This window comes from Rhodococcus sp. T2V (genome assembly GCF_029269925.1).
GTDB lineage: Bacteria > Actinomycetota > Actinomycetes > Mycobacteriales > Mycobacteriaceae > Rhodococcus_F > Rhodococcus_F koreensis.
Map to the genome: position 1 here is coordinate 1 of NZ_JARJBD010000138.1, position 19,618 is coordinate 19,618.

Annotated in this window: 16 protein-coding genes; 10 read left to right on the forward strand and 6 right to left on the reverse strand. The window is 66.9% G+C overall.

Features of this window, described 5'->3' with window-relative positions:
- Together P3H15_RS49350 and P3H15_RS49355 are read right to left on the reverse strand one after the other, a co-directional pair.
- Nucleotides 1-2,111, reverse strand: a 2,111-nt coding sequence (locus P3H15_RS49350) for an AMP-binding protein (protein WP_276144031.1), incomplete at its 3' end; no start/stop codon positions are given.
- Nucleotides 2,112-2,244: 133 nt separating this feature from the next.
- Complete coding sequence (locus tag P3H15_RS49355) at nt 2,245-2,889, reverse strand: HemK2/MTQ2 family protein methyltransferase (RefSeq protein ID WP_276144032.1); 645 nt, start codon at nt 2,887-2,889, stop codon at nt 2,245-2,247.
- 1,510 nt (nt 2,890-4,399) lie between these two features.
- On the opposite strand from P3H15_RS49355, the gene P3H15_RS49360 reads away from it, so the two are divergent.
- A complete protein-coding gene (locus P3H15_RS49360) occupies nt 4,400-5,413 on the forward strand; it encodes an alpha/beta fold hydrolase (RefSeq protein ID WP_276144033.1) in 1,014 nt (337 codons plus the stop codon).
- Between the two features lie 1,027 nt (nt 5,414-6,440).
- Here the strand turns inward: P3H15_RS49360 and P3H15_RS49365 are convergent.
- Together P3H15_RS49365 and P3H15_RS49370 are read right to left on the reverse strand one after the other, a co-directional pair.
- Nucleotides 6,441-7,061, reverse strand: a complete 621-nt coding sequence (locus P3H15_RS49365; protein WP_276144034.1) for a class I SAM-dependent methyltransferase — start codon at nt 7,059-7,061, stop codon at nt 6,441-6,443.
- A gap of 432 nt (nt 7,062-7,493) precedes the next feature.
- Nucleotides 7,494-7,898 (reverse strand): cupredoxin domain-containing protein, encoded by a 405-nt coding sequence (locus P3H15_RS49370; protein WP_276144035.1) that lies wholly within the window; start codon nt 7,896-7,898, stop codon nt 7,494-7,496.
- Nucleotides 7,899-8,523: 625 nt separating this feature from the next.
- On the opposite strand from P3H15_RS49370, the gene P3H15_RS49375 reads away from it, so the two are divergent.
- The gene (locus P3H15_RS49375) at nt 8,524-8,721 is read left to right on the forward strand and encodes a hypothetical protein (protein ID WP_276144036.1); all 198 of its coding nucleotides are present in this window, start codon (nt 8,524-8,526) and stop codon (nt 8,719-8,721) included.
- A 143-nt stretch (nt 8,722-8,864) separates the two neighbouring features.
- Here P3H15_RS49375 and P3H15_RS49380 read toward each other — a convergent pair whose 3' ends face one another.
- Nucleotides 8,865-9,272 carry an N-formylglutamate amidohydrolase gene (locus P3H15_RS49380; RefSeq protein ID WP_276144046.1) on the reverse strand — a complete coding sequence of 136 codons (408 nt, stop codon included), beginning with the start codon at nt 9,270-9,272 and terminating at the stop codon, nt 8,865-8,867.
- A 478-nt stretch (nt 9,273-9,750) separates the two neighbouring features.
- Between P3H15_RS49380 and P3H15_RS49385 the strand changes: the two genes are divergently transcribed.
- Nucleotides 9,751-9,969, forward strand: a complete 219-nt coding sequence (locus tag P3H15_RS49385; RefSeq protein ID WP_276144037.1) for a hypothetical protein — start codon at nt 9,751-9,753, stop codon at nt 9,967-9,969.
- Nucleotides 9,970-10,318: 349 nt separating this feature from the next.
- Nucleotides 10,319-11,281 (forward strand): DUF389 domain-containing protein, encoded by a 963-nt coding sequence (locus P3H15_RS49390; RefSeq protein ID WP_276144038.1) that lies wholly within the window; start codon nt 10,319-10,321, stop codon nt 11,279-11,281.
- Between the two features lie 291 nt (nt 11,282-11,572).
- Here P3H15_RS49390 and P3H15_RS49395 read toward each other — a convergent pair whose 3' ends face one another.
- Nucleotides 11,573-11,884 carry a hypothetical protein gene (locus P3H15_RS49395; protein ID WP_276144039.1) on the reverse strand — a complete coding sequence of 104 codons (312 nt, stop codon included), beginning with the start codon at nt 11,882-11,884 and terminating at the stop codon, nt 11,573-11,575.
- A gap of 212 nt (nt 11,885-12,096) precedes the next feature.
- On the opposite strand from P3H15_RS49395, the gene P3H15_RS49400 reads away from it, so the two are divergent.
- The 6 genes from P3H15_RS49400 (at nt 12,097) to P3H15_RS49425 (ending at nt 19,211) form a co-directional block, all read left to right on the forward strand.
- On the forward strand, nt 12,097-13,272 hold the full coding sequence (locus P3H15_RS49400; RefSeq protein WP_276144040.1) for an AAA family ATPase: 1,176 nt from the start codon (nt 12,097-12,099) through the stop codon (nt 13,270-13,272).
- Nucleotides 13,273-13,852: 580 nt separating this feature from the next.
- Complete coding sequence (locus P3H15_RS49405; RefSeq protein ID WP_276144041.1) at nt 13,853-14,449, forward strand: hypothetical protein; 597 nt, start codon at nt 13,853-13,855, stop codon at nt 14,447-14,449.
- A 317-nt stretch (nt 14,450-14,766) separates the two neighbouring features.
- On the forward strand, nt 14,767-15,144 hold the full coding sequence (locus tag P3H15_RS49410) for a hypothetical protein (RefSeq protein ID WP_276144042.1): 378 nt from the start codon (nt 14,767-14,769) through the stop codon (nt 15,142-15,144).
- 1,081 nt (nt 15,145-16,225) lie between these two features.
- The gene (locus tag P3H15_RS49415) at nt 16,226-16,558 is read left to right on the forward strand and encodes a hypothetical protein (RefSeq protein ID WP_276144043.1); all 333 of its coding nucleotides are present in this window, start codon (nt 16,226-16,228) and stop codon (nt 16,556-16,558) included.
- 4 nt (nt 16,559-16,562) lie between these two features.
- Nucleotides 16,563-18,413, forward strand: a complete 1,851-nt coding sequence (locus P3H15_RS49420; protein ID WP_276144044.1) for a hypothetical protein — start codon at nt 16,563-16,565, stop codon at nt 18,411-18,413.
- Nucleotides 18,414-19,211: a hypothetical protein gene (locus tag P3H15_RS49425; RefSeq protein WP_276144045.1), complete on the forward strand. Its 798-nt coding sequence runs from the start codon at nt 18,414-18,416 to the stop codon at nt 19,209-19,211.
- Nucleotides 19,212-19,618 lie beyond the last annotated feature (407 nt).

The following is a 19,618-nucleotide window of genomic DNA, read 5'->3' on the forward strand; positions in this document are numbered from 1 at the left end:
GCGGACGGTGTCGACAACAGGTGGGTGATGCGTTCGGCGCGCAGAAGCGCCGCCAACTCCTGCCCGCCGTACACCTCGGGGGGTGTCACGACGAGTGTGGCACCGGCGATGGCTGCGGCGAGGACCTCGACCAGGGCGGTGTCGAAGCTGGGGGAGGCGAAATGCAGCACGCGTGAGGGTGCGGACACCGCGTAGTGGTCGCGGATCTCCTGGGCCAGGTTGGCCAGACCCTGGTGGGTGACGACCACACCCTTGGGCCGTCCGGTGGACCCGGAGGTGTAGATCACGTACGCGGGGTGCTCGACCCGCAGCGAACGGACACGATGCTCGTCCGTCACGCCCAGGCCAGGACTATCGCCCCAGGCACTGTCGTCGTCGAGGATCAGCCACCGGACGTGATCGGGCAGATGCTCGAGCTCGGTGGACAGGGTGAGCCCGACCGCGGCGCCGCAGTCGCCGAGCGTGTACGCGATCCGATCGACCGGATGAGTCGGATCGATCGGCACATACGCGGCGCCGGTCTTCGCGACCGACCACAGTGCCAGGACCGACTCGTACGACCGCGCTGCCGCCACCGCCACCAGGTCTTCCGGTCCGATTCCCTGCCCGATCAGGGCCCGGGCGATCTGGTTGGCGCGGTGGTCGAGTTCGGCATAGGTCACCGCACGTCCACGGTCGCGGACCGCGATGGCCTCCGGGCTGGACTCGACGTTCGCGGTGAGAAGCCGATCGAGGGTGATCGGATCACTGCCGGTGAGACCGATGGCCGGCGTGAACTGTTCGCGTTCACCCGCGGCGAAGAGGTCGAGATCGGCGACCGGAAGCTCCGTGTCGATCGCCGCGGCGAACGCTGCCAGGAAGGTGGTGAATCGGCGGTGATGGCCGGCCAGTTCCGCTGCGTCGTACAGGGCCGGATTGCCCTCGAAATCGACCCGGGGGACCGAATCCGACAGTCCGGGGTAGATGTTGACCGCCAGATCCGCGGTCGGCCCGGTGGTCAGCACCCGCACCCGGCCGGTCACCGCGCCGAGGGTGATCTCCTGCTTGAACAGCATCAGGTTGAGCACCGGTCCGAAATGCGCGAGACCGGTTCCCTCCGAGCCGATCTCACGCCCGATGTCCTCGCGGCGATACCGTTGGTGGCGCAGTGCTGCGGTCAGCGCCGCTCTAGCCACCCTGATCGCGTCGCCCACCGTGGTTGCGCCGATTCCCTCCAGCCGGAGCGGAAGAACGTTCGACACCGAACCACCCGCGTCCCGCAGCCGGGCCGAGGTGCGTGCCGACACCGGCAGCGACAGCACGACATCGTCGACACCGGCCATCCGGGCCAGATACGCCGCGAACGCGGCCACGATCAGCGCCGTCGGATTATGCCCGCGCCCGTGCGCGTGGGGCGACGGCTCCAGCGGAACGGCATCGCCGACCACCCGAACCGTGGCACCCGGTGGCGCAGTCAGCCGCGGGGCGAGGCCGACCACCGGGGGAAGATTCTGCACCTGGTGTTGCCAGTAGTCACGATCCCGACCGAACCGGGCGGAGGAGCGGTATTCCGCATCCTCGAGCTGGATCCGTTCCGGGTCGATCACCTGGCGCTGTGGGGCTTCGATGCCGTCGATGGCGGCGACATACAGTTCGGCCGCCCGGCGCATCGACATCATCGCCGCATACCCGTCCAACGCGATGTGGTGGGCGCGTGAATACCAGTAGCAGTGCTCGTCGGCCAGGTGCAGGATGTGCGAGACGGTCAACGACTCGCCGTACATGTCGATCGACGCTGCGCTCTCGTCCCGCATCCACGCCCCGGCCGCCTCGACGGAGTCGCCCCGGAAGTCGACCACGGGCACCGGTTTTGCCGCCGTGGCGCCGAGGACCTGGTGCGGTTGCCCGTCGACGTCGACCAGCCGGATGAATCCGCCGCCGAGTTCGCGGCGTGCCTGCTCGCTCGCCTCGGCCAGCAGGTCGAGGTCGACCGGCCCGCGAAGCTCCACGTACTGGGCGATGACGTACGGGACGTCGGGGGTGAGTTGCTGGGCGAACCATATCGAGCGCTGTGCCGCCGTCAGGGGGATCACTCGTGCGTGCCCCGGCTCCTGCAGGGTATGGGCGGTCACATCGGCCTCCCGAATCTCGTCGCATCTCGTCTGTCACCACGCACCCAGGTCGGTGCCGGCGACGGGGTTGGGTCCTCGACTCGCGGCCACGCACGGGGAATCACACGCTGGGCGTAGGCACCCGCTCGTCCCCTCACTTGACCGCCCGCAGCACGACAAGCTCCTCGCTGCGCTGTCCGATAGCGATCACTCCACGCTGTGCGAGCATGTCCCGGCGGGCCGCGAGCACCGGCCCGAAGGGGACATCGACCCGGGACACGCCATCCACGTGCAGGCCCTGTTCCTCGAGCATCGCCTGAGACTTCTCGATCCCACTCAACGCGGACTGCACGAGCAGCAGCACCCCACCGGCCTCGAGAACGTCCGGTACCTGCCGGCAGATCCGGTCGAGTACCGCGCGACCGTCCAGGCCCGCATCCCAGGATCGTGCGGCCCCGCTGACCGGCACCCGATCATTTTCGGCGGGGACGTACGGAGGATTGGACACCACCAGATCGAAACGCTCGCCCTGGACCGGCTCGGTGAGGTCACCGCGCACCACTCGCACCGAACGACGGTGCGGCCGGGTATTGATCCATGTAGTCGCCACCGCGCGCCGCGACACGTCGACCGCCGTCACCCGCGCACCTCGCTCGGCAGCGCAGACACTCAAAACCCCGGACCCGGCGCACAGATCGAGCACCCGGAAAGCGGGCCCGAGAGCCTCCCGTTTCAGCGCCTCGACCAACACCCACGAATCATGCTGCGCGGGGTATACCCCCGGAATTCGCACCAGCACAGAGCCCCCTTCACCATCCAGACTCCGCTCCGAGTCGTTCCGAGCGCCGAGGAAACTATACAAACTCCACCACATGCGCTGGACCACCCGCGGCGTGAGCACCGACACCCGTTGACCTCGGTACTCCGTCGACGACCCTCAACCTGACGGCCAAAGCACGGCTGTGGTTGCACGTGTCGCGGAATGTCGTTTCCAAGAAAACGATGCTACATACAGGTGCCCCACCTAACCATCCGGATCCTGGTGGACCGCGTAACAGGTGGAAGGTCGATCATCGGCAACCCGAACGGCACCCGCCCGAAAATTCGTTGCGACTCGATTCCGACACTGCGGGGCAGGGATTTTCGCTGTATCCACGGAGATGGCTATGCGACCTTCGCGATCCTCGTTGAGGATTCGCTGAGAGCGGGCCTCGTTACCGGACATCCCGGGCTAATCGGACAACTTGGACCAAATAAAATGTGCGGCAACACGCCTCGATGGTCGTGTCCAGTTTGTCATGTTCTCGATCTTGGTGGCCCGCGTAACAGCGTCGACTGTCCTTGTCTTGATCTGACGGGCGTCGAGTTGCTCGTCGTCGGGTACACGAAGCCGATAGCTAAAAGTTCGTGTGGGGTTCTTCGTTCCTCTGTCACGTAACAGCTCCCATCGGCATGGGCCGGTGGTGTCATGCCAGATCGCCTTGTACGGGTGAGGTTGATGACCTCAGCCGCCGTACGGATCGAGTACCAGTTGCAGGGACCTCACCGCTGAGCTGCCATTCGGCGAGGCCGGACACGTGGCGGTCGGCAGGCCGGGCCGAAGAACGTCGTGTACCCGGCAACCACGCCCCAACACGATCGACCGTCCGTTGGCGATGTAACGCCCGGCGTGATCTGGCAGTTTTGCGGACGTTATTTGGCACGGCGCCGATCAGAGGGCGGTGGTAGACGGTCGAGCGTGCGACGCCGAGCACCTCGGCGATCTTGTGTGACGGTGGCACCGTGGGCCTTCATCGTGCGGGCCTGCGCGACGGCGGTATCGGTCAGGGCAGGCGGTCGGCCTCCGACGCCGCAGCCTCTGCGGGCTCGGCCAGACGAGCATCGGCCTGCTCCTGCACTTCGTGGACCCATTGCGTCTATCGCCGCTGCGGAAACGATGTAGCAACCGGATCGGTCTGTGAATGATGCCGTAAATCTTGATTTCGGTACTGTCGGCGGCTCACAGCCTCCGCGTAGTCTTCGAAGATGGCCCGAGTCGGTTTCAGGGCGGCATGTCGACGGCGCGGACAGCCCGAATCGTCGAAGTGAGCGTGCGATGGGTCGTCGAACGAAGGCTGCGGGTTCGTTTGGTTGGGGCGGTGTTTATCGCGCCACTCGCGGCCGGACCTGCACTATGGCCGGGAGGTCGCATGCAAAACCAGAATGTTGCCCGCCCGGGATGGCTTCACTGGTCCGCTGCCTCAATCTCTACGGGACTTCGGGCACCGTGCCGAGGCACTACCGACGATGTCGTAGGACGAAACCTCCGGATGGGAAGTGCGATCTCGATGCGCTCGAAGGTCGCCACCGCCCTGATCGCCCTATCACTCGCCGCGGCAGGATGCAGCGGCGGCACTTCCGACACCTCCGCATCGTCGCATGCCAGCGACGCGGGACGGGGCGGGGCGATCCAGCCTGAGGGCACAGGCGATTTCGCTGGCCTGGTCGACATCGGTGGGGGTCGCACGATATTTATCGAATGCGCTGGTACCGGCTCTCCCACGGTCGTGCTCATCGCAGGGAAGGGCAACGGGGCCAACGACGGCTGGGGAGAGGTCCTCGATCCCGCCGACCCCGTGCGGCAGGCGCCCGACGATCAGGTCGCCCTCGGCAAGGGAGACCTGCAGCGAAGCGACACTGCCGTGTTTGCCTCGGTCGCTAAATTTACCCGGGTCTGCGCGTATTCCCGGCCGGGCACAGGCCTCGATGACCCGGAGACCTCTACCCCGGTGCCCCAACCGCACCGAGTTGGAAACGCCTTCTCGGATCTGCACGCGGTGTTGGGCGCTGCCGGCGAATCGGGGCCCTACGTTCTTGTCGGGCACTCGTACGGAGGCCTGATCGTCAGGCTATTTGCGAGCATGTATCCCCACGATGTATCCGGTCTCGTCATGGAGGATGTCGTCTCGGAGTTCGAGACCGAAACGACGACGCCGGAAGAGTTCACGAACTGGGACGAACTGAATAGCACGACCGATGGGACGACAGAAGCCGTCGAGTTGATCGACGCCATGGATGAGATCCGCGCCGCACCTGCGATGCCCGATGCGCCTGCCGTTGTGCTGAGTTCAGACAAGCCCCCGAATCGTCAGGCGATCGAAGCGCAAAGCAAAGAATTCGGTGCACTGCCGACATTTGCAGCGTGGCTCGCAGCTCATGATCTGCTGGCGAAGTCCCTCCACGCGAAGCACATCACGGATACGAACAGCGGTCATAACATCGAGGTCTACCAGCCCCAACTCGTGACGGACGCGATTCGCACGATAGTCGATGAAGCTCGGTAATCAATCCCGCAAGAGGCAGATAGTCCACAACCGCCGCGCAGGGCGCGGGAGTTGGACCATCCAGGGCCGATCGGCGCCAGCACATCGATCCGGAGTACGTCGATCCGGAGTCGATCCCCGCCGATCCGCTACCGGATAGCATCACGCCCCGTGTGAGGCATGAGGCTGGTAGTACTCGGAAGAGATCGCGTTCTGCTTGACCCCAATGGTGATTTTCCTGATTCGGCAACCGGGACGGCACCCGTCGAGAATTCGCCGATTCTCCAATTCGGAGCTGCGGGGCACGGGGTTTCGAATTGCATCGAAGGAGATGGCCGCCCGACGGTACGCGTTCCTCGTTGAGAATTCACTGAGATCGGGCCACGGTACCGGACATCTCGAACCAACAGGATGCAATGAACCAAAAAGTGTGGTCAACAACATGTTTCAGAGTCTATACCCGGATTGTGATGTTTCGGATCGTCGGGCGATGGACACTGTTCGTTCATCGGGAGTGGCGATGGCGACGTGTAATCGACGGTACCGTTGCGGGTGGTGGCCGTGTTTGTTCTGGCGCCGTTGCTCGACCAGTGTCACCGCACCCAACAGGAGAGCGTCGCAGGGAACGGTGATGAGGCGACGATGATGGCGAGTATTTCCATGGCTCGAACCCACCCGCTGGTCGAAAGCCGCTGCCGGTAGTTGGGCCACCTGGGGTCGGTCACAGCGCCACAGGAGATTTCGAGTCCTGGCCGCATCCGGCCGGGTCGCACACCGTCTTCGCCCTGCACTCGCCGCCGCTGGCGACGAACTGCTGTTCGCGGCGGCGATGGCGATGGTACGAAATCACCGTCCGCGTCGTGCAACTCGCGGAGCGCCACGCCCGTGTCCGCGGGCCCGTCGAGGAAGACCTGAGCGTGCTGCACGGCCGCGGACCGGTCCGGCCCGAGAACCCCCAGGAGTGACCTCGAGCACCGAGAACGACTGGTATCGGACGGTGGCTCGGGGGCCAGGCGCAGCCGGTCGCGTCCTTCTCGTCATGAACCGGTCACTCGTGCCGGCGGGCGGTGACGAACTGGGAGATGCCGCGCAGCTGCTGGTCGACGTCGAGCAGTCCAGCGGCGGCGAGGAAGGCCGGGAAGGTGGTGCGGTCGAAGACCCGTACCCCACACAGCGTTGCGCCCAGCTCGAGTCCCTTCCGCACGAGGAAGGATTCGCGACCGTAGCTGGTCGTCACCGCGATCCGCCCACCCGGCGCCAACACCCGCACCATCTCGCGGAGCACGGCACACGGCTCCGCCACGAGGTACAGCGCCGCGAAACAGCACACGGCGTCGAATGTCCGGTCGTCGAAGGGAAGCTCGAGCGCGTCGGCGTGAAGGTAGATCGCGCGCGGGCGGGGGTTGTCGTGGACTGCGCGTTCGAGCATCGGCAGTGAGGTGTCCAATCCGACGACGAATCCGTCGCCGGCGAGCCTGTCGGCGAAGAAATCGGTGAAGTTTCCCGGACCGCACGCCACGTCGAGCACTCGTTGCTCGCCGTCGAGGTGCAGGGCCGCGGCGGCCCTGGCGCGCTCGTCAACCATTGAGAGTCCGTGCAGGCTCAGCGCGGCGACGACGATCGGCCGCCACTGCCGCTCGTAGACGGCGGCAACCCGGTTGTTGGTCATCGCGCGCTGCGCGAGAGTGCGCCGGGTCGGTGGATCCGATTCGAGCAGGTCGATGTAGCCGGTGTCCGAGTAGCTCGACGAGCGCAGCGCGTCCTCGCGGATCAGTCCGCGGACCAGCGCGGTCGACCACGTCCCGTCGTACTTTCGGGGCCGCCCCGGAGTGTTGAGCGGTCATAACCTATGTCACGAATCCGGACCCCCGAGGGTTCACGGATCTTCCGGGTAGCCCTGTCCAACGTGCAGGAACCGTCCTGACCGCGCGCGTGTTCGACGCCGTCGTCGATGAGCAGAACCGCCGCGTCGAGTTCACGGCAGCCATGATCATGAGACCGGAGATGTCGAGCGTGCCCGCGAGCGCCTCATCCACCGTGCGCGGCGCGGGCAGGGAGCTGCCATTCCCATCGGGTAGAACCCGGCTCGGCGATGACCTCGTCACCCGACGGTCAAGTCGCCGTGCATGTTCGGGTGATACGTGCAATGGAACGGGTAGGTGCCGGGTGTCGGTGGCACCGTCAATGTTGCGGTCTCGCCGCCCTCGATCTCGACGTCGAACGTGCCGCCGGTGTCTGCGGTCACCGTGTGTTCGGCGGTGTCGCTGTTGCGAATGGTGACCTGCGCGCCGGGCGCCACCGTGGCGGGCACCGTGTACGCGAATCCCGAGATGACGATCTCGTTCGCCCCGGCCGCCACCGCCCCGTCGGAGGATGGCATCGCCATCGTGTGGGTGATCGTCGGGGTGGGTGCGTAGTCGCCGGTGCTGCCGCCGTCATCGCTGCAGGCGGTGAGCGCACACGCCGCGACGACGGCAGCCGCCGGCAGAGCTGCGGAGAGCTTCATACCTGATACCACGAATCGTCGACCCATTCCGTTCACCGAACACGGGAGAGAAATTTCGCTCGCCCCGGTGAACCTGTCGGACTGTCATTCGGGCGGGTATCCGGAGGGTGACCGGACGTCGCCCCGACTGACCACGACACGGGGTCGTATGAGCGCCAACGCATCCCGCGACGAACAGCGACTGGTCGGGTCGTTTCGCGCAGTGCTGATCGGCCTGGCAGCGTTCACCTGTGTGGGCGCTGTACCGGAGCCGGCATCGCTGTGCCACTGGAGGCGAATTCGACCGGTTCATCCCCCTTGTTCGTCTCGCGCTTGTGGCGGTGGGCATCGTCGTGCTGCCTGTGCGGCGAAGCCTGCCGACGGTGTTGATCGCTCGCCCCGACCGTGTGGTTCACGCTGATGGGATTCCGGCCAGGCGCCGTACCGCCGCCGGCCCGTAAGGTAACGGCGCCCGCTCGGCGATCGTGGTCGGCCGTCCTCGCCCGGTATCTGGTTGCCGCGATGGGTTACCGTGTCGGCATACTGGTAGGGGGAGTGCATGTTTGCGTGGTTTCGTCGGTCCGGTCGATCTGCACGAGGGGAATCGTCCGCGGAGCGCGATGAGCGGTTGATCGATGAGGCGCTGGTGGCGGCGTTGACCGGTGATCGGCACGAGGAGTACATCGAGGCGTTGCTCGAGCGGGCCGAGGTCATGAAGGAATTCGACTTCGAAGGCGTTCGGTTCTGTTCCCGCGGCGTCACACCATTGGGGCGGCTGGTTCGCTCGCCGGAGGAAATTCGAGAAGAGACTGCGCTTCTGCGCAGCCAGCTGGGTTCGCAATAGGCACCAGAACCGAGCCGGGTGCTTGCAACACACAGCCGACAGCCGGGGAGGGTTGCGAGGATCTTCCTTCGACCGTGGGAGACGACATACCGCCAAGCGGGAACGCTCCGACTCTCGTCCGGCTCGACGGTCAGCGCGCGGGGTCAGGCGGTGGTGACGATCCGAATCTCGGGATCGCCGTCACCGGCGCGCATCCGGTAGTGCGGACAGCCGACCACCTGGGCGGGCACTCGGATCGCCTGCCGGTCGGTATCGAGGTAGAGCCGGTAGGCCAGCTGCCCGTCCCGGTGCTCGCCGGTGTCCGGGTCGACGGCGCCGAGGAAATACCCCTGGGCGGCGTCGATGTCGGCGAAGATCGCCCGCGCCCACTCGTTCGGTTCGGCGGTAGGGAGATGCCGGGGCAGGCCGGTGGCGGTGTCGACGCTGTGCACGAGCACGGTGACCACGAACCCCGAGACCGCCGGCGCCCACGGCTCGGCCGCGACCTCGAACACCGTCAGAGAGGTGTGGATCCGCAGTGCGACGTTGGTGCCGGTCCGCGCCGGGGTCATGATGATATGCGGGTGCGCCGAGGGCACCAGTGTGGTCGGTAACGGGAGCACTGGAGGTTGCTCGGCGGGCAGGTCGCCGGAGGGAGCGGACACCAGCAAAAGGCTACAAGTTCACCCGTTCACGGCGTCCTTGCGCGATCACCCGCACGGCGGCAACGGCACGTGCTGGTGGACACGAATGTTCACAATCGGTGTGTGCGCTGCGTTGCGCTGATTCTCGGGCCGGGTGGGCGGCCGCGGCCGGGATCGGGGCGTGGCGGTGATTGTCGCCGAGACCACCGATCCGTCGGCTGTGCGCGATGGAGAGGTCCTCGGGCTGCTGTGCGGCCTTCTCCCCGAACCTGGCTGTAACCGAGGACGATGACTTCTTCGAACGCACGTTCGAAATACGTGTTACGCTCTCCCTGCGGGGCGGGTGGAGGCCAAGCGCCTCGGGAAGCGCCCGCCCCGCGCCAACTTCAGTGCCGAGGTGAGACCGATGGACAGTGTGCTGCGCAAGGCCGATGTACTCGATCGCTTGGTGGGCGAGCTGGTGAACCTGGATGAGCAGCGCGTGTGTATCGGTACCAAGCTCGTCGATCTCGAGCACTACTTCCGCAAGGCCGGCTACCCCGAGCTGTCGCGGCGTGCGCTGGATGCCTTCATGACGCGGTACCTGGGACGAGTCCTCGAGCTCGCCGACGGGATGCGCGAATAAGTGTGAACCCCGGGCACGTTGGCCGGACCGCGGAACCGTAGCCGCACGATGTCCTGTCGGTCGCGGTGTGTACTCTGTGCGCAGTTCCGGGAATCCTCCCCCCAATTCGATTCTCGGAACCCCTGCCCCGGCGTCACCCCCCGACGTCGGGGCACCCCAATGCCCGGACATCTCGCCTGACCGCCCACCGTCGACGGCCCCGGCGGGGTCACCTCCGTCTCGCCCGCTTGGCCCACGGGCCGTCGACCGGTCATTCGGTGGGAAGGCGCCGGACCGCTTCGTCGTGGAATCGGTACGGGGGCAGCGCGAACACACTCGTCCGCTCCGCCCGGCACGGCACACTGTGTGCATGTTGCACCTGCGGATCCTGTCACCGACCACCCTGTCCGATGATGTGGTCGACATCCTCGAACACGATTCCGCCGTGAGCGGGCTCGCCCGGATGACGGGAGCCTCGCTCCGCCCACCGGGCGACGTCATCCTCGCTGACGTCGCCCGAGAAGCCGCGAACGACGTCATCGACCGGCTCCGCGGCATCGGGTTGCATCGCGTGGGCAGCATCGAGATCGAACCGGTCCGCACCTGGCTCTCCCGCAGCGGATTCGAGGCCGAACTGGCCACCCCCGGCAGCAGCGCCGACAGCGTGGTGTGGGCCGACGTCGCCCAACGCTCCTACGACGAAACCGAACTCAACTGGACCTACCTGAGTTTCATGACACTGGCCACCGTGATCGCCGGCATCGCCATCGTCGTCGACTCGCAGATCCTGGTCATCGGCGCGATGGTCCTGGGCCCGGAGTTCGGGGCGATCGCCGCCCTCGGTGTCGCCCTGGTGCGCCGGCGGTTCGTGCTGTTGACGATCGCCGTCCGCACCCTCCTGATCGGCTTCACCGTCGCGATTCTCATCACCACGGTCCTGGCACTGGCGGGGCGGGCGCTGGGATGGATCACCCTCGACGACGTGATCGGGCCGCGGCCCGGCACCGCCTTCATCTACACCCCCGACAAGTGGTCGTTCATCGTGGCTGTTGTCGCGGCGGCTGCCGGGGTGCTGTCCCTGACCTCCGCCAAGGCCGTCGGGCTGACCGGCGTGTTCATCTCGGTCACCACCGTCCCTGCCGCCGGAAACATCGCGCTCGGGGCGGCGTTCGGAGTCGGCTCGGCGATCTGGGGCAGTACCCTGCAGCTGCTGGTGAACCTGTCCGGGATGGCCCTGGCCGGATGGGCCACCCTCAGCCTGCAGCAGGCGGTGTGGTCACGGATCTCGGTGCGCCGCGCCAAGGCCCTCACCCGCCCACACCGCATGCTCTAACCCACCACCCGCCCCCGCCCGGACTTCCTCGTGTCCGTTGACACCCCGCGCCAGGCACAGCGCCGCCGTCCGAGTGACCTTCGCCAACAGTAGATCCCACACGAGGGTACGATCCGTGAGGACCATGGCAGGTCATGAAACGACTGTGGCGCACCATGAAAGACGACCACGTGGCCGGTCTGCCGTCATGGCTTTTCCGGCACCGCCTGAACTTCGAGGCGTGTTTCGTGACCGACCCCTGGGGAATGCCGCGGGCTCGCCGCGCGAGCCGGTGTTATCTGGACCCGATCGTCATGCCGAGGTGAGTGTCCAGTCGCGGCGTTCGGTGAGGGAGCGGTGCAGGTGCCGGGTCCAGCGGCGGCGTTCGTCGCGACTGCGGTCGTGGGTGATCGTGATTCGCCGGGTCCATCCTTCGGGTAGCCCGCGGTCGTGGATGGCCAGTTCGATGACCACCCGAAGAGCGGGGTCGGGTACCCCGGTCACCACGATGCGGCCCGGTTCGCCGCCCATCTCCATCCGGGCGCCGAGCACCGCGGCGACTACTTCGGCGACCTCGAGCACCGACTGTGCCCCGACTACGTCGAGGTGGTCGACTCCGGTCATCTCGGTCCTCCACTTCCGTGCCGGCGGGCCCGGAAGAATCACCGGCGCCGTGGACCGCATCACATCACGCACGCCGGTCGGCGGTTCGGGTGGCACCGGCGGCACGTGCATCACCAGGCTGGATTGGTCAGTGGTGCGGCGGGTGCACGCGAGGCGCAATCCTATCGGTCTTTATAAAGGGACTTCTTATAAAGGCTGATAATGTCTGATGAATGGATCCGGTCCTCAACCCGTTCAAACCCGGTGCCGGTCTGCGCCCGCCCATCCTCGCCGGTCGCGACACCCTGTTCGGGGACTTCGACATCGTCCGCCGGCGGATCACCGAACTGGGCGAGGGGGACCGCAGCTGGATCCTCACCGGACTGCGCGGGGTCGGCAAGACCGTGTTGATCGGGGAACTCGCGCGCACCGCGATCAACGGGGGCTGGATCCTCGCCAAGCTGGAGGTCCGCAAGGGGCATTCCATGGCCGAGGAGCTCGCCACCACACTCGCCACCAGCCTGCGGGGTGCGACGCGGCGATTCGACCCACACAAGCTCACCCACCTGTTGGGCGTGTTCACCTCGTTCACGGTGACGCTGAACGTGGGTGTGGTCACCCTCGGCGTCGATATTGACCCGGCTGCCGGGTTCGCCGACACCGGCCGGTTGTCCACCGACCTGACCGACCTGTTCGTCGTTCTCGGTGAGACCGTGCGGGAGCTGGGTGTCGGTGCGCTGATCCTGATCGACGAGCTGCAGGAGGCCACGGCCGAGGAGCTGGCGGCGGTCAGCACCGCCCTCCATCAGATCAGTCAGACCTCGCCGGTGTTGCCGCTGTTCCTGGTCGGCGCGGGCCTGCCGTCGCTGCCGTCGCAGTTGGCCACCGCCAACAGTTACGCCGAGCGGCTGTATCAGTTCCGGGCCTTGTCGACCCTGAGCGAGCCGGATTCGCGGGCGGCGCTCGTGCAACCGGTCATCGAGCGGGACGCCGAATGGGACGAGGCGGCACTGCGGGTGGCGCTGGACGCAGCCAACGGCTACCCCTATTTCCTGCAGGAGGTGGGAAAGGCGGTGTGGAACAACGCCTTGGGTTCGGTCTTCACCGTCGAGGACGCGCGGGTCGGCACCGACGTCGCGCGGCAGGAAGTCAATGCCGGTCTCTACCAGTCGCGGTGGGACCGTGCGACACCGGCGCAAAAGGACTTGCTGCGGGCCCTGGCGGAGGAAGGCGACGGCGAGGGTGTCGTCGTCCGGGACCTGGCCCGGGCGATGGGCAAGCCCAGCGCGTCGGCGCTGTCCGTGCCGCGCGACGAACTAATCAAGAAGGGCCTCGTGTACGCGCCCGAACGCGGAGTCCTCGCGTTCACGGTTCCGGGTTTCCACCAGTTCATCGGCGACCAGGACTGAGCTGATCGCTCGATGCGGCCGCGGCGCGCCGCAGCACACCCCCCGGCGAGTGCGGGCCGGCAACCCGTCGGTGCCGGAACCGGTGAACGCGAGGGGCGCCGATGCCCCGTCACGCCGAACGTGGCCCGCAGCGTGCAGCCCGCTGGTTCGCGCGGGTTGTGGTGCGGTCCTTCATCTCCGGGGTGACCTCGTCATCCGGCGACTCGGCTCAACGTGGAGCTAGGATCGGACGGTGGCCCGTACAGCCGGATTCGTCAAGCAGGTGGCCTCCTCGACGCTCTACCACCCGGACGGAACGGTCGAAACCACACGTGATCCCGCGGTGTGGACGCTCGCGCACCGCGGCTACAGCAGGCTAAAGGGGGCTCATCCAGGGCTTCGTAAACCCGGGCTTCATGGATGATGTTGCCGCCGGTGTCGGCGCTGTCCCTCTCGCTCGAGGGCCTTTGTTCACGCCGTGAACACAGCGGACGTCGGGTCTCTTTCCATCCGGACCTTCGACACGAGGCTCAGGGCGTTCCCCCGAGTGCGGATATCATGAACACTGGGAGGGCCGAACGGACACAAAGGGGGGATCACCATGGCACGCCAGCGGCATCCTCGCAAGTACACGCGGCGCGGTCCCGGCGACGACCGAGTCGTCCTCCTCGACGTCGACGGGGTGGTCGCCGATATGTCCACGTTCGAGCACGAACTCGCGCGCCCGGTGGCGGAGCGGTGGCCGGTGTTCTTCTCCCACCTCGCGGACGCGGAGGTCATCGCCTCGGGTTTCGACCTCGCCTGGGCGATCGAGGGACTCGGCTTCACCCTCGTCTATTCGACGACCCGGCCCGACTACACCCACACGGGCACCCGTGCGTGGCTCACCGACCACGACCTTCCTGCCGGGCGGGCACTGCTGTGCAGACCGCAAACCATGGCGTGGTCGTCGACCGCGGCGGAGGTCAAACGCTTCCACTGCCGGCTCGTGCGACAGCAGCATCCGCGATGGCTGCGCGGGTTCGTTGACGACGACGCCGACATCGTCGACCACCTTGCCGACGAGGGTCTTCCCGCCGTGCCCGCCGCCGATCTCGCCGGTCTCGGTTCCCGGGCACTCGGACGGCTCTTCGACGGCACCGAGCAGGCCCGCACCGCCGCGCACCACCACACCTCGATCGCATCGACCCCGGCGTAGAGCCACGACCGTGACGTGTGTCGGACACAGCCCGGGTGAATCCGCCCTGTCTCCGGCCGTCCGGGCGACCGAGTATGCCGGCAACGTGGCGAGGGGTCCGTGCCGACGACATCGTCGACGAGCCGCGCGGATCGTCTGCCATCAGGGTGACGCCGCCGCCCGCGTGCCCGGTGACGGCACCAGGTAGTTCGGCTGTGCCCCACCGGGACGGCTGTGCCCGGTCGCCGGGCGGGTCAGGTCCATGAGCGGTGCCGGGAACGCGCAATCAGCCTCTTCCCCGCTTCGTGGCGCGGGATAATCGGTCGGGAGGTGCCGAGATGGATCGCGAGAGGACACTCGACTTTGATCTGGTCTTCGATCCACGTGGCGTGGACCGTTCGCCCCAATACGGCGGGTATGCCGTCCCCTGGGGTGTGGGGATCGAGTTGCCGACGTCCTCGGTGACCCAGCTCGACGCGGCCTTCGCCGCCTGGTTGGAGAAAATGCGCGACTCACCGGTCAACCAGGATCGCTACGTGGTCCTGCGGAGCGTGCACGGCCGGGTGGAGGCCGACCTCGTCGAGTGGTTCGACCGACGCGAGCAGGCCATGCAGGCCGCATACCGCCGGCACCAGGCATACATGGTGCGGTGCGATCCCGGTGGGCTGGGGGTGGGCGAGGAGATCGAGATCCCATCCGAGAGCGCGGCGTGGTGATCATCATCGACGCGGAGGATGTCGGTTACGAGGCAGGATGAGGCAATGAGCGACGGAGTTCTCTACGACAACTGCCCAGGCGAGCCCATCGCCTGGGCACGGGTCGGCGAACCTGTCATCGGGCAGGAGTGGACCGCGCACGGCCACGTAGCGATTACGGGGCGGCTGAGCCCGTCGGAAGCGGTACGGAAATACGGCCCGGTCACAGAGGTGGTGCTTGGCCGGGGCGGCGGCTTCAAGTCGGTCACGTACGGTGCCACCAGATTCTTCTCCCGATTCGTGGACCCACGGGGTACCGGGTTATACGACGACGCGGTGGTCGTAGTCGACGACCCCGCCCGGGCCGACTACGAGTGCCCGGGCCGACTACGAGTGCCCGGTCTGCAGGGCTGCGCCCGGTGCGCAATGTGTGAACACGAAGGGGAAGCCCTGTGCGACACACGGGAAACGATCGGAGGGACGCAGCCGCTGGGAGATCGAGCGAGCACAGGAAGCGGACCGGATCGCCCGTGAAGAAGCCCACGCCGCGCAGCAATGGAAACGCGAGATGGCCGCCGCACCCGTCGTCGGCGCAGTACTCGAGATCAAGCGATGGAAGTGGGCCGGGGCCCCGGCACGAGAGTGGATTCCCGATGCCCCCGAACACGCGACAGTCCAGCGAACGTATGCCAACCACACGGTGGAAGGTGCAGCGGAGAGCGGCGAGCATATGTTCCTGGCGCGCAACGAGTTCACCGGTGACTGGCACACAATCTGTGGCCAGCCGACATCGATGCGGCTGCCCTGCAAAAAACGGCGGCACCGGACTGCCATGCCGGGTCCCACACAAGGCAGGACAACACCTACGCGAGGACACGCCGTGGGAGTGACGCATCGTTAGATGTCGCGCATGGTCAGGCGATAGGAACAAGCAGTCCGACCGAACCCCAGCATGGGCCGGTCGGCAGTACACGTTGCGTGCAAATTTACGTGCAACATCACGCGTAATGGAGCGTGTGTTCGTGCGTGTATCGACTAGGCTGGCTGCAGCTGCGGTCGGCAACGCGCCGGCGGCCAAGGTGGGCAGGCGAAGGAGTGGGTTATGGCGCAGGTCGGAAAGCGGGGCGGTCACTCGTCGCGGACCAGCGACGGGGCCCGAACGTCGAAGCCGCGCAACGATGCCCGTGTGTCGGGAGGTGGTCCTGTCGTCGCGGCGTCCACCGACGCGTTGTCGTCGAAGCTCGAGTCCCGCAGGGGTCCGGTGAAGGTGCAGTTGAACACCTGGGTGTTGGCGTCGACGGAGGCCCGGTTGAAGTGGCTGGTGAAGGACCGGCAGTTCACGGTCACCAGCGTCGTGGACGTGGCGCTGCAGGAGTTGCTGGACCGCTACGACGTACCACCGGCGGATCCTGATGGCCGGATCGGGGAGCGGTAGAGCGATGAGTCGTCCGTGGGAGCAGATTGCCCTGTTCGACGTGCACGAGCCCTCTACCCCGGATCCTGCCGCCGACGATGCCGACGAGATCGACGCGGAGGACATCGCCGAGGAAGGGTCGCCGACACCTATTGCTGCCCCGGAGCCGTCGATACCTGCCGTTGCCCCGGAACCACCGACGGCGCCGGAGCCCGAACCGGCAACCGAGCCGGCGACACCAGCGAGTCGGCCTGTGTGGGAGTGCCTGCCGGTGGGTGTGGAGGCGGATGAGCATGCGGTGATCGTGACCGCCGACGGGACGTACACCCCGTCGGGGCGGGAGTTGACCGGTCCGGTCGATTCGGTGGAGAAGCTGGACAAACTGGTGCGCTGGGCCGCCCTGACACCGTTGGGTTCGCCGCCGCAGGTGTGGATCGTGGGCCAGGGCGCGTGTGAATCGTTGGGGTGGGTGATCGACCCGGGGTCCGAGGACGACTTCGACGACATGGAGGCACTGCGCACCCGCGCCGCCGCCGACCTGACCGCGGTGCTGCAGGCGACGTTGACGCCGATGCTGACCGCGGGCTGGGAGTTGCGGGGAGATCCGGGGCATGTGGTGCACCTGTCCCGGTCGATCGGCAAGTTCACCTCGATGGTCGATGTGGTGCTCGAGCCGTACGTGTGGACGTATTGGAACAAGGACTTCGGTTGGAACAATCGGGTCGGGGAGATGGGGATCCTCGGCTCACCGGCGGCGGGTACGTATCTTCCCGACGAGGACCTGCCGGCGGCGCGGGAGTTGGGGCGCCGGTTGGCGTGGTGTGCGAAACACCTGGGGGTGCTTCCGGGGCCGACGCCGGCGCGGACCGGTGCCGCGATCGTCGACAAGATCAAGCGGGAACGCACCCGGTCGGGCAAGGGCCTGGTGGTGGCGACGGCGGGGCCGGTGCCGCCGCTGGACGGGGCCCCGCGCGGGGACCTCGAACCCGCGGTGGGGTGGACCCGGGTCCCCGACGAACAGGACCTGGACGGGGCGTGCCGGTTGGTGTCCATCGACCAGCGGGCCGCGTACCTGGCGTCGGCGGGGATGCTGGAGTTCGGGTACGGGCAGCCCACCCATCTGACCGGTCAGGCGGCGGCCGCGGCGGCGGTGGGGGAGAAGGGGGCCCCGTTCGGGCTGTGGCGGATCACCCTCCCTCCCGGGCGGACGTTGTCGCTGCCCGAGAAACTCCCGTTGCCGCACCCGCACATGCTCGCCGATCAGCCGGTGCAGACCTGGGTCACGACGGTCAGCCTGGACGGGTTGTGCGCCCCGGTGGCGGATGGGGGGATCGGCGCCGACCGGGGCGACCTCGACATCGTCGAAGCGTGGGTGTACCCGCAGCAGGGCCGGGTGTTGGACAAGTGGGCGAAGATCCTGCGTGAGGCCCGCAAAGCCGCGGTGGACACCGGGGATGCGGCGACGAAACGGTTTATCGGGTCCTGCTACAAGGGGTACATCGGGCGGATGGTGAACCCGGACATGTGGACCGCGACCCGGATGGCCCATCATCACCAACCTGTGTGGCGGGCGGCGATCATCGCGCACTGCCGGTGGCGGGGCCGCCGCGTGGCGATGCGGATCGGCCGCGAACACGGCCGCTGGCCGATCCGGACGGTCACCGACTCCTGGGTGTACCTGCTCGCCGACGGGGAGGACCTTGCGGATGAGAGTGTGGCGTTGGGGAAGATGGCGGTGGAGAAGGACACCCCCCTCACCGACCCACTCCTGTCCGCGTTGGCGTCGGCTCAGGATGTGCACGAGGTGAATCTGGTCATCCGGGCGGCCTTCGCCGACGACGAGTTCGCCTTCGACGAGGGGGAGGGGGTGCTCTGAATGGCCCTGCACTTGCCGAGGCCGCGGACCACGAAGCCGGCGCAGCAGGCGGTCGGTCTGGATGGCCTCAAGGTGTCCGTTGCCACCGCGGCGACCAGTGGTGTGGAGAAGTCGAAGCAGGTCAAGTCCGGGGGTTTGGCGGGGCTGACCAGCACGGTGTCGGTCACACAATTACGGAAGGAGTTGGGGAACGAGGGTTTGCGGCAGGCGGCGATCGATGCCGGCCGCACCCCGCCCTCGGCTCGCACGTTGCGCCGGTGGGCGCAGCAGGGGCGGATCCCGCATGCGGATGTTCTCGAGCGGGCGCAGCGGCGTGCGGCGATCGAACGCCTCGGCGGTATCGATGCGGTGGCCGCGATGATCGGGCGGTCCCGTTCCGCGGTGTCCCGGTATCGGTCGGGGGAGACGAACGAGTTGCGGGCCGATGCGAGCAAGAAGCTGAAATCCGTGAGGGCGCTGGACATCATGAGGCGGGCGGGGGTGTTGCGCCCGGATGGAACCCCGAAGCGGGCGGTGATCCGGGTCCGGGGTGGTGTGATGGTGCGTAACGGGGCCGACGAGGGGTACGACTACCGGGTCCGGACGTTGGATTTCGCGAACTCGGACACCCCGTTCAGCAGCGACGAGTCCCGCGAACTCGCCGCCGCACTGGCCAACGACGATCACGCCCGGGTCGTGGCGTTGCTGGAGCGGCACGCCACCCTCGACTACCCGGAGAACAAGGGCTTCGACAGGTACAGCGACCAGTTCGGGTTCCACTTCGACCACATCGACTCGGTCCACATCGACTGGATCTGATCGCCGGACGAACCCAACCGCCGGCGGAGAAGTCGTTTCCGCAGTTCAGGTTACGGAAGGCGCTGCTGTCACGCATAGCGTTCCCCGGCGCTAGGGCATCTGGGTGGTGAGGTCGAGTGGCAGCGACGTGCGGTTGAACGGAAGTATCCACATGCCCCGTTCAGTTCAGCTGCCGAATTCGGTCACCGTATGCACCTACCACCACCAAGTAGTCCGCGGTGTGATCCTGAAACCCTCACCGCGGGTGATCTTCATTTACGTGACGGGCCTGGCTCTGGACCAACGAAAGCGGAGCCCGTGACGACAGCCGTGGTCGCCGTTTCTGTCTCAGCTCTTCAGCATCAGATTGCCTATTACTGATATTTCGGTAATAGGGCGTGTCGATACACGTGATTCGCGCCGCGCTG

Coding starts and splice junctions, on each gene's coding strand:
- P3H15_RS49370 (WP_276144035.1), bottom strand. CDS start 7,898: ATGAAGCTCTCCGCAGCTCTGCCGGCGGCTGCCGTCGTCGCGGCGTGT.
- P3H15_RS49400 (WP_276144040.1), top strand. CDS start 12,097: ATGGATCCGGTCCTCAACCCGTTCAAACCCGGTGCCGGTCTGCGCCCG.
- P3H15_RS49405 (WP_276144041.1), top strand. CDS start 13,853: ATGGCACGCCAGCGGCATCCTCGCAAGTACACGCGGCGCGGTCCCGGC.
- P3H15_RS49365 (WP_276144034.1), bottom strand. CDS start 7,061: ATGACCAACAACCGGGTTGCCGCCGTCTACGAGCGGCAGTGGCGGCCG.
- P3H15_RS49415 (WP_276144043.1), top strand. CDS start 16,226: ATGGCGCAGGTCGGAAAGCGGGGCGGTCACTCGTCGCGGACCAGCGAC.
- P3H15_RS49410 (WP_276144042.1), top strand. CDS start 14,767: ATGGATCGCGAGAGGACACTCGACTTTGATCTGGTCTTCGATCCACGT.
- P3H15_RS49380 (WP_276144046.1), bottom strand. CDS start 9,272: ATGACCCCGGCGCGGACCGGCACCAACGTCGCACTGCGGATCCACACC.
- P3H15_RS49385 (WP_276144037.1), top strand. CDS start 9,751: ATGGACAGTGTGCTGCGCAAGGCCGATGTACTCGATCGCTTGGTGGGC.
- P3H15_RS49425 (WP_276144045.1), top strand. CDS start 18,414: ATGGCCCTGCACTTGCCGAGGCCGCGGACCACGAAGCCGGCGCAGCAG.
- P3H15_RS49390 (WP_276144038.1), top strand. CDS start 10,319: ATGTTGCACCTGCGGATCCTGTCACCGACCACCCTGTCCGATGATGTG.
- P3H15_RS49395 (WP_276144039.1), bottom strand. CDS start 11,884: ATGACCGGAGTCGACCACCTCGACGTAGTCGGGGCACAGTCGGTGCTC.
- P3H15_RS49360 (WP_276144033.1), top strand. CDS start 4,400: ATGGGAAGTGCGATCTCGATGCGCTCGAAGGTCGCCACCGCCCTGATC.
- P3H15_RS49420 (WP_276144044.1), top strand. CDS start 16,563: ATGAGTCGTCCGTGGGAGCAGATTGCCCTGTTCGACGTGCACGAGCCC.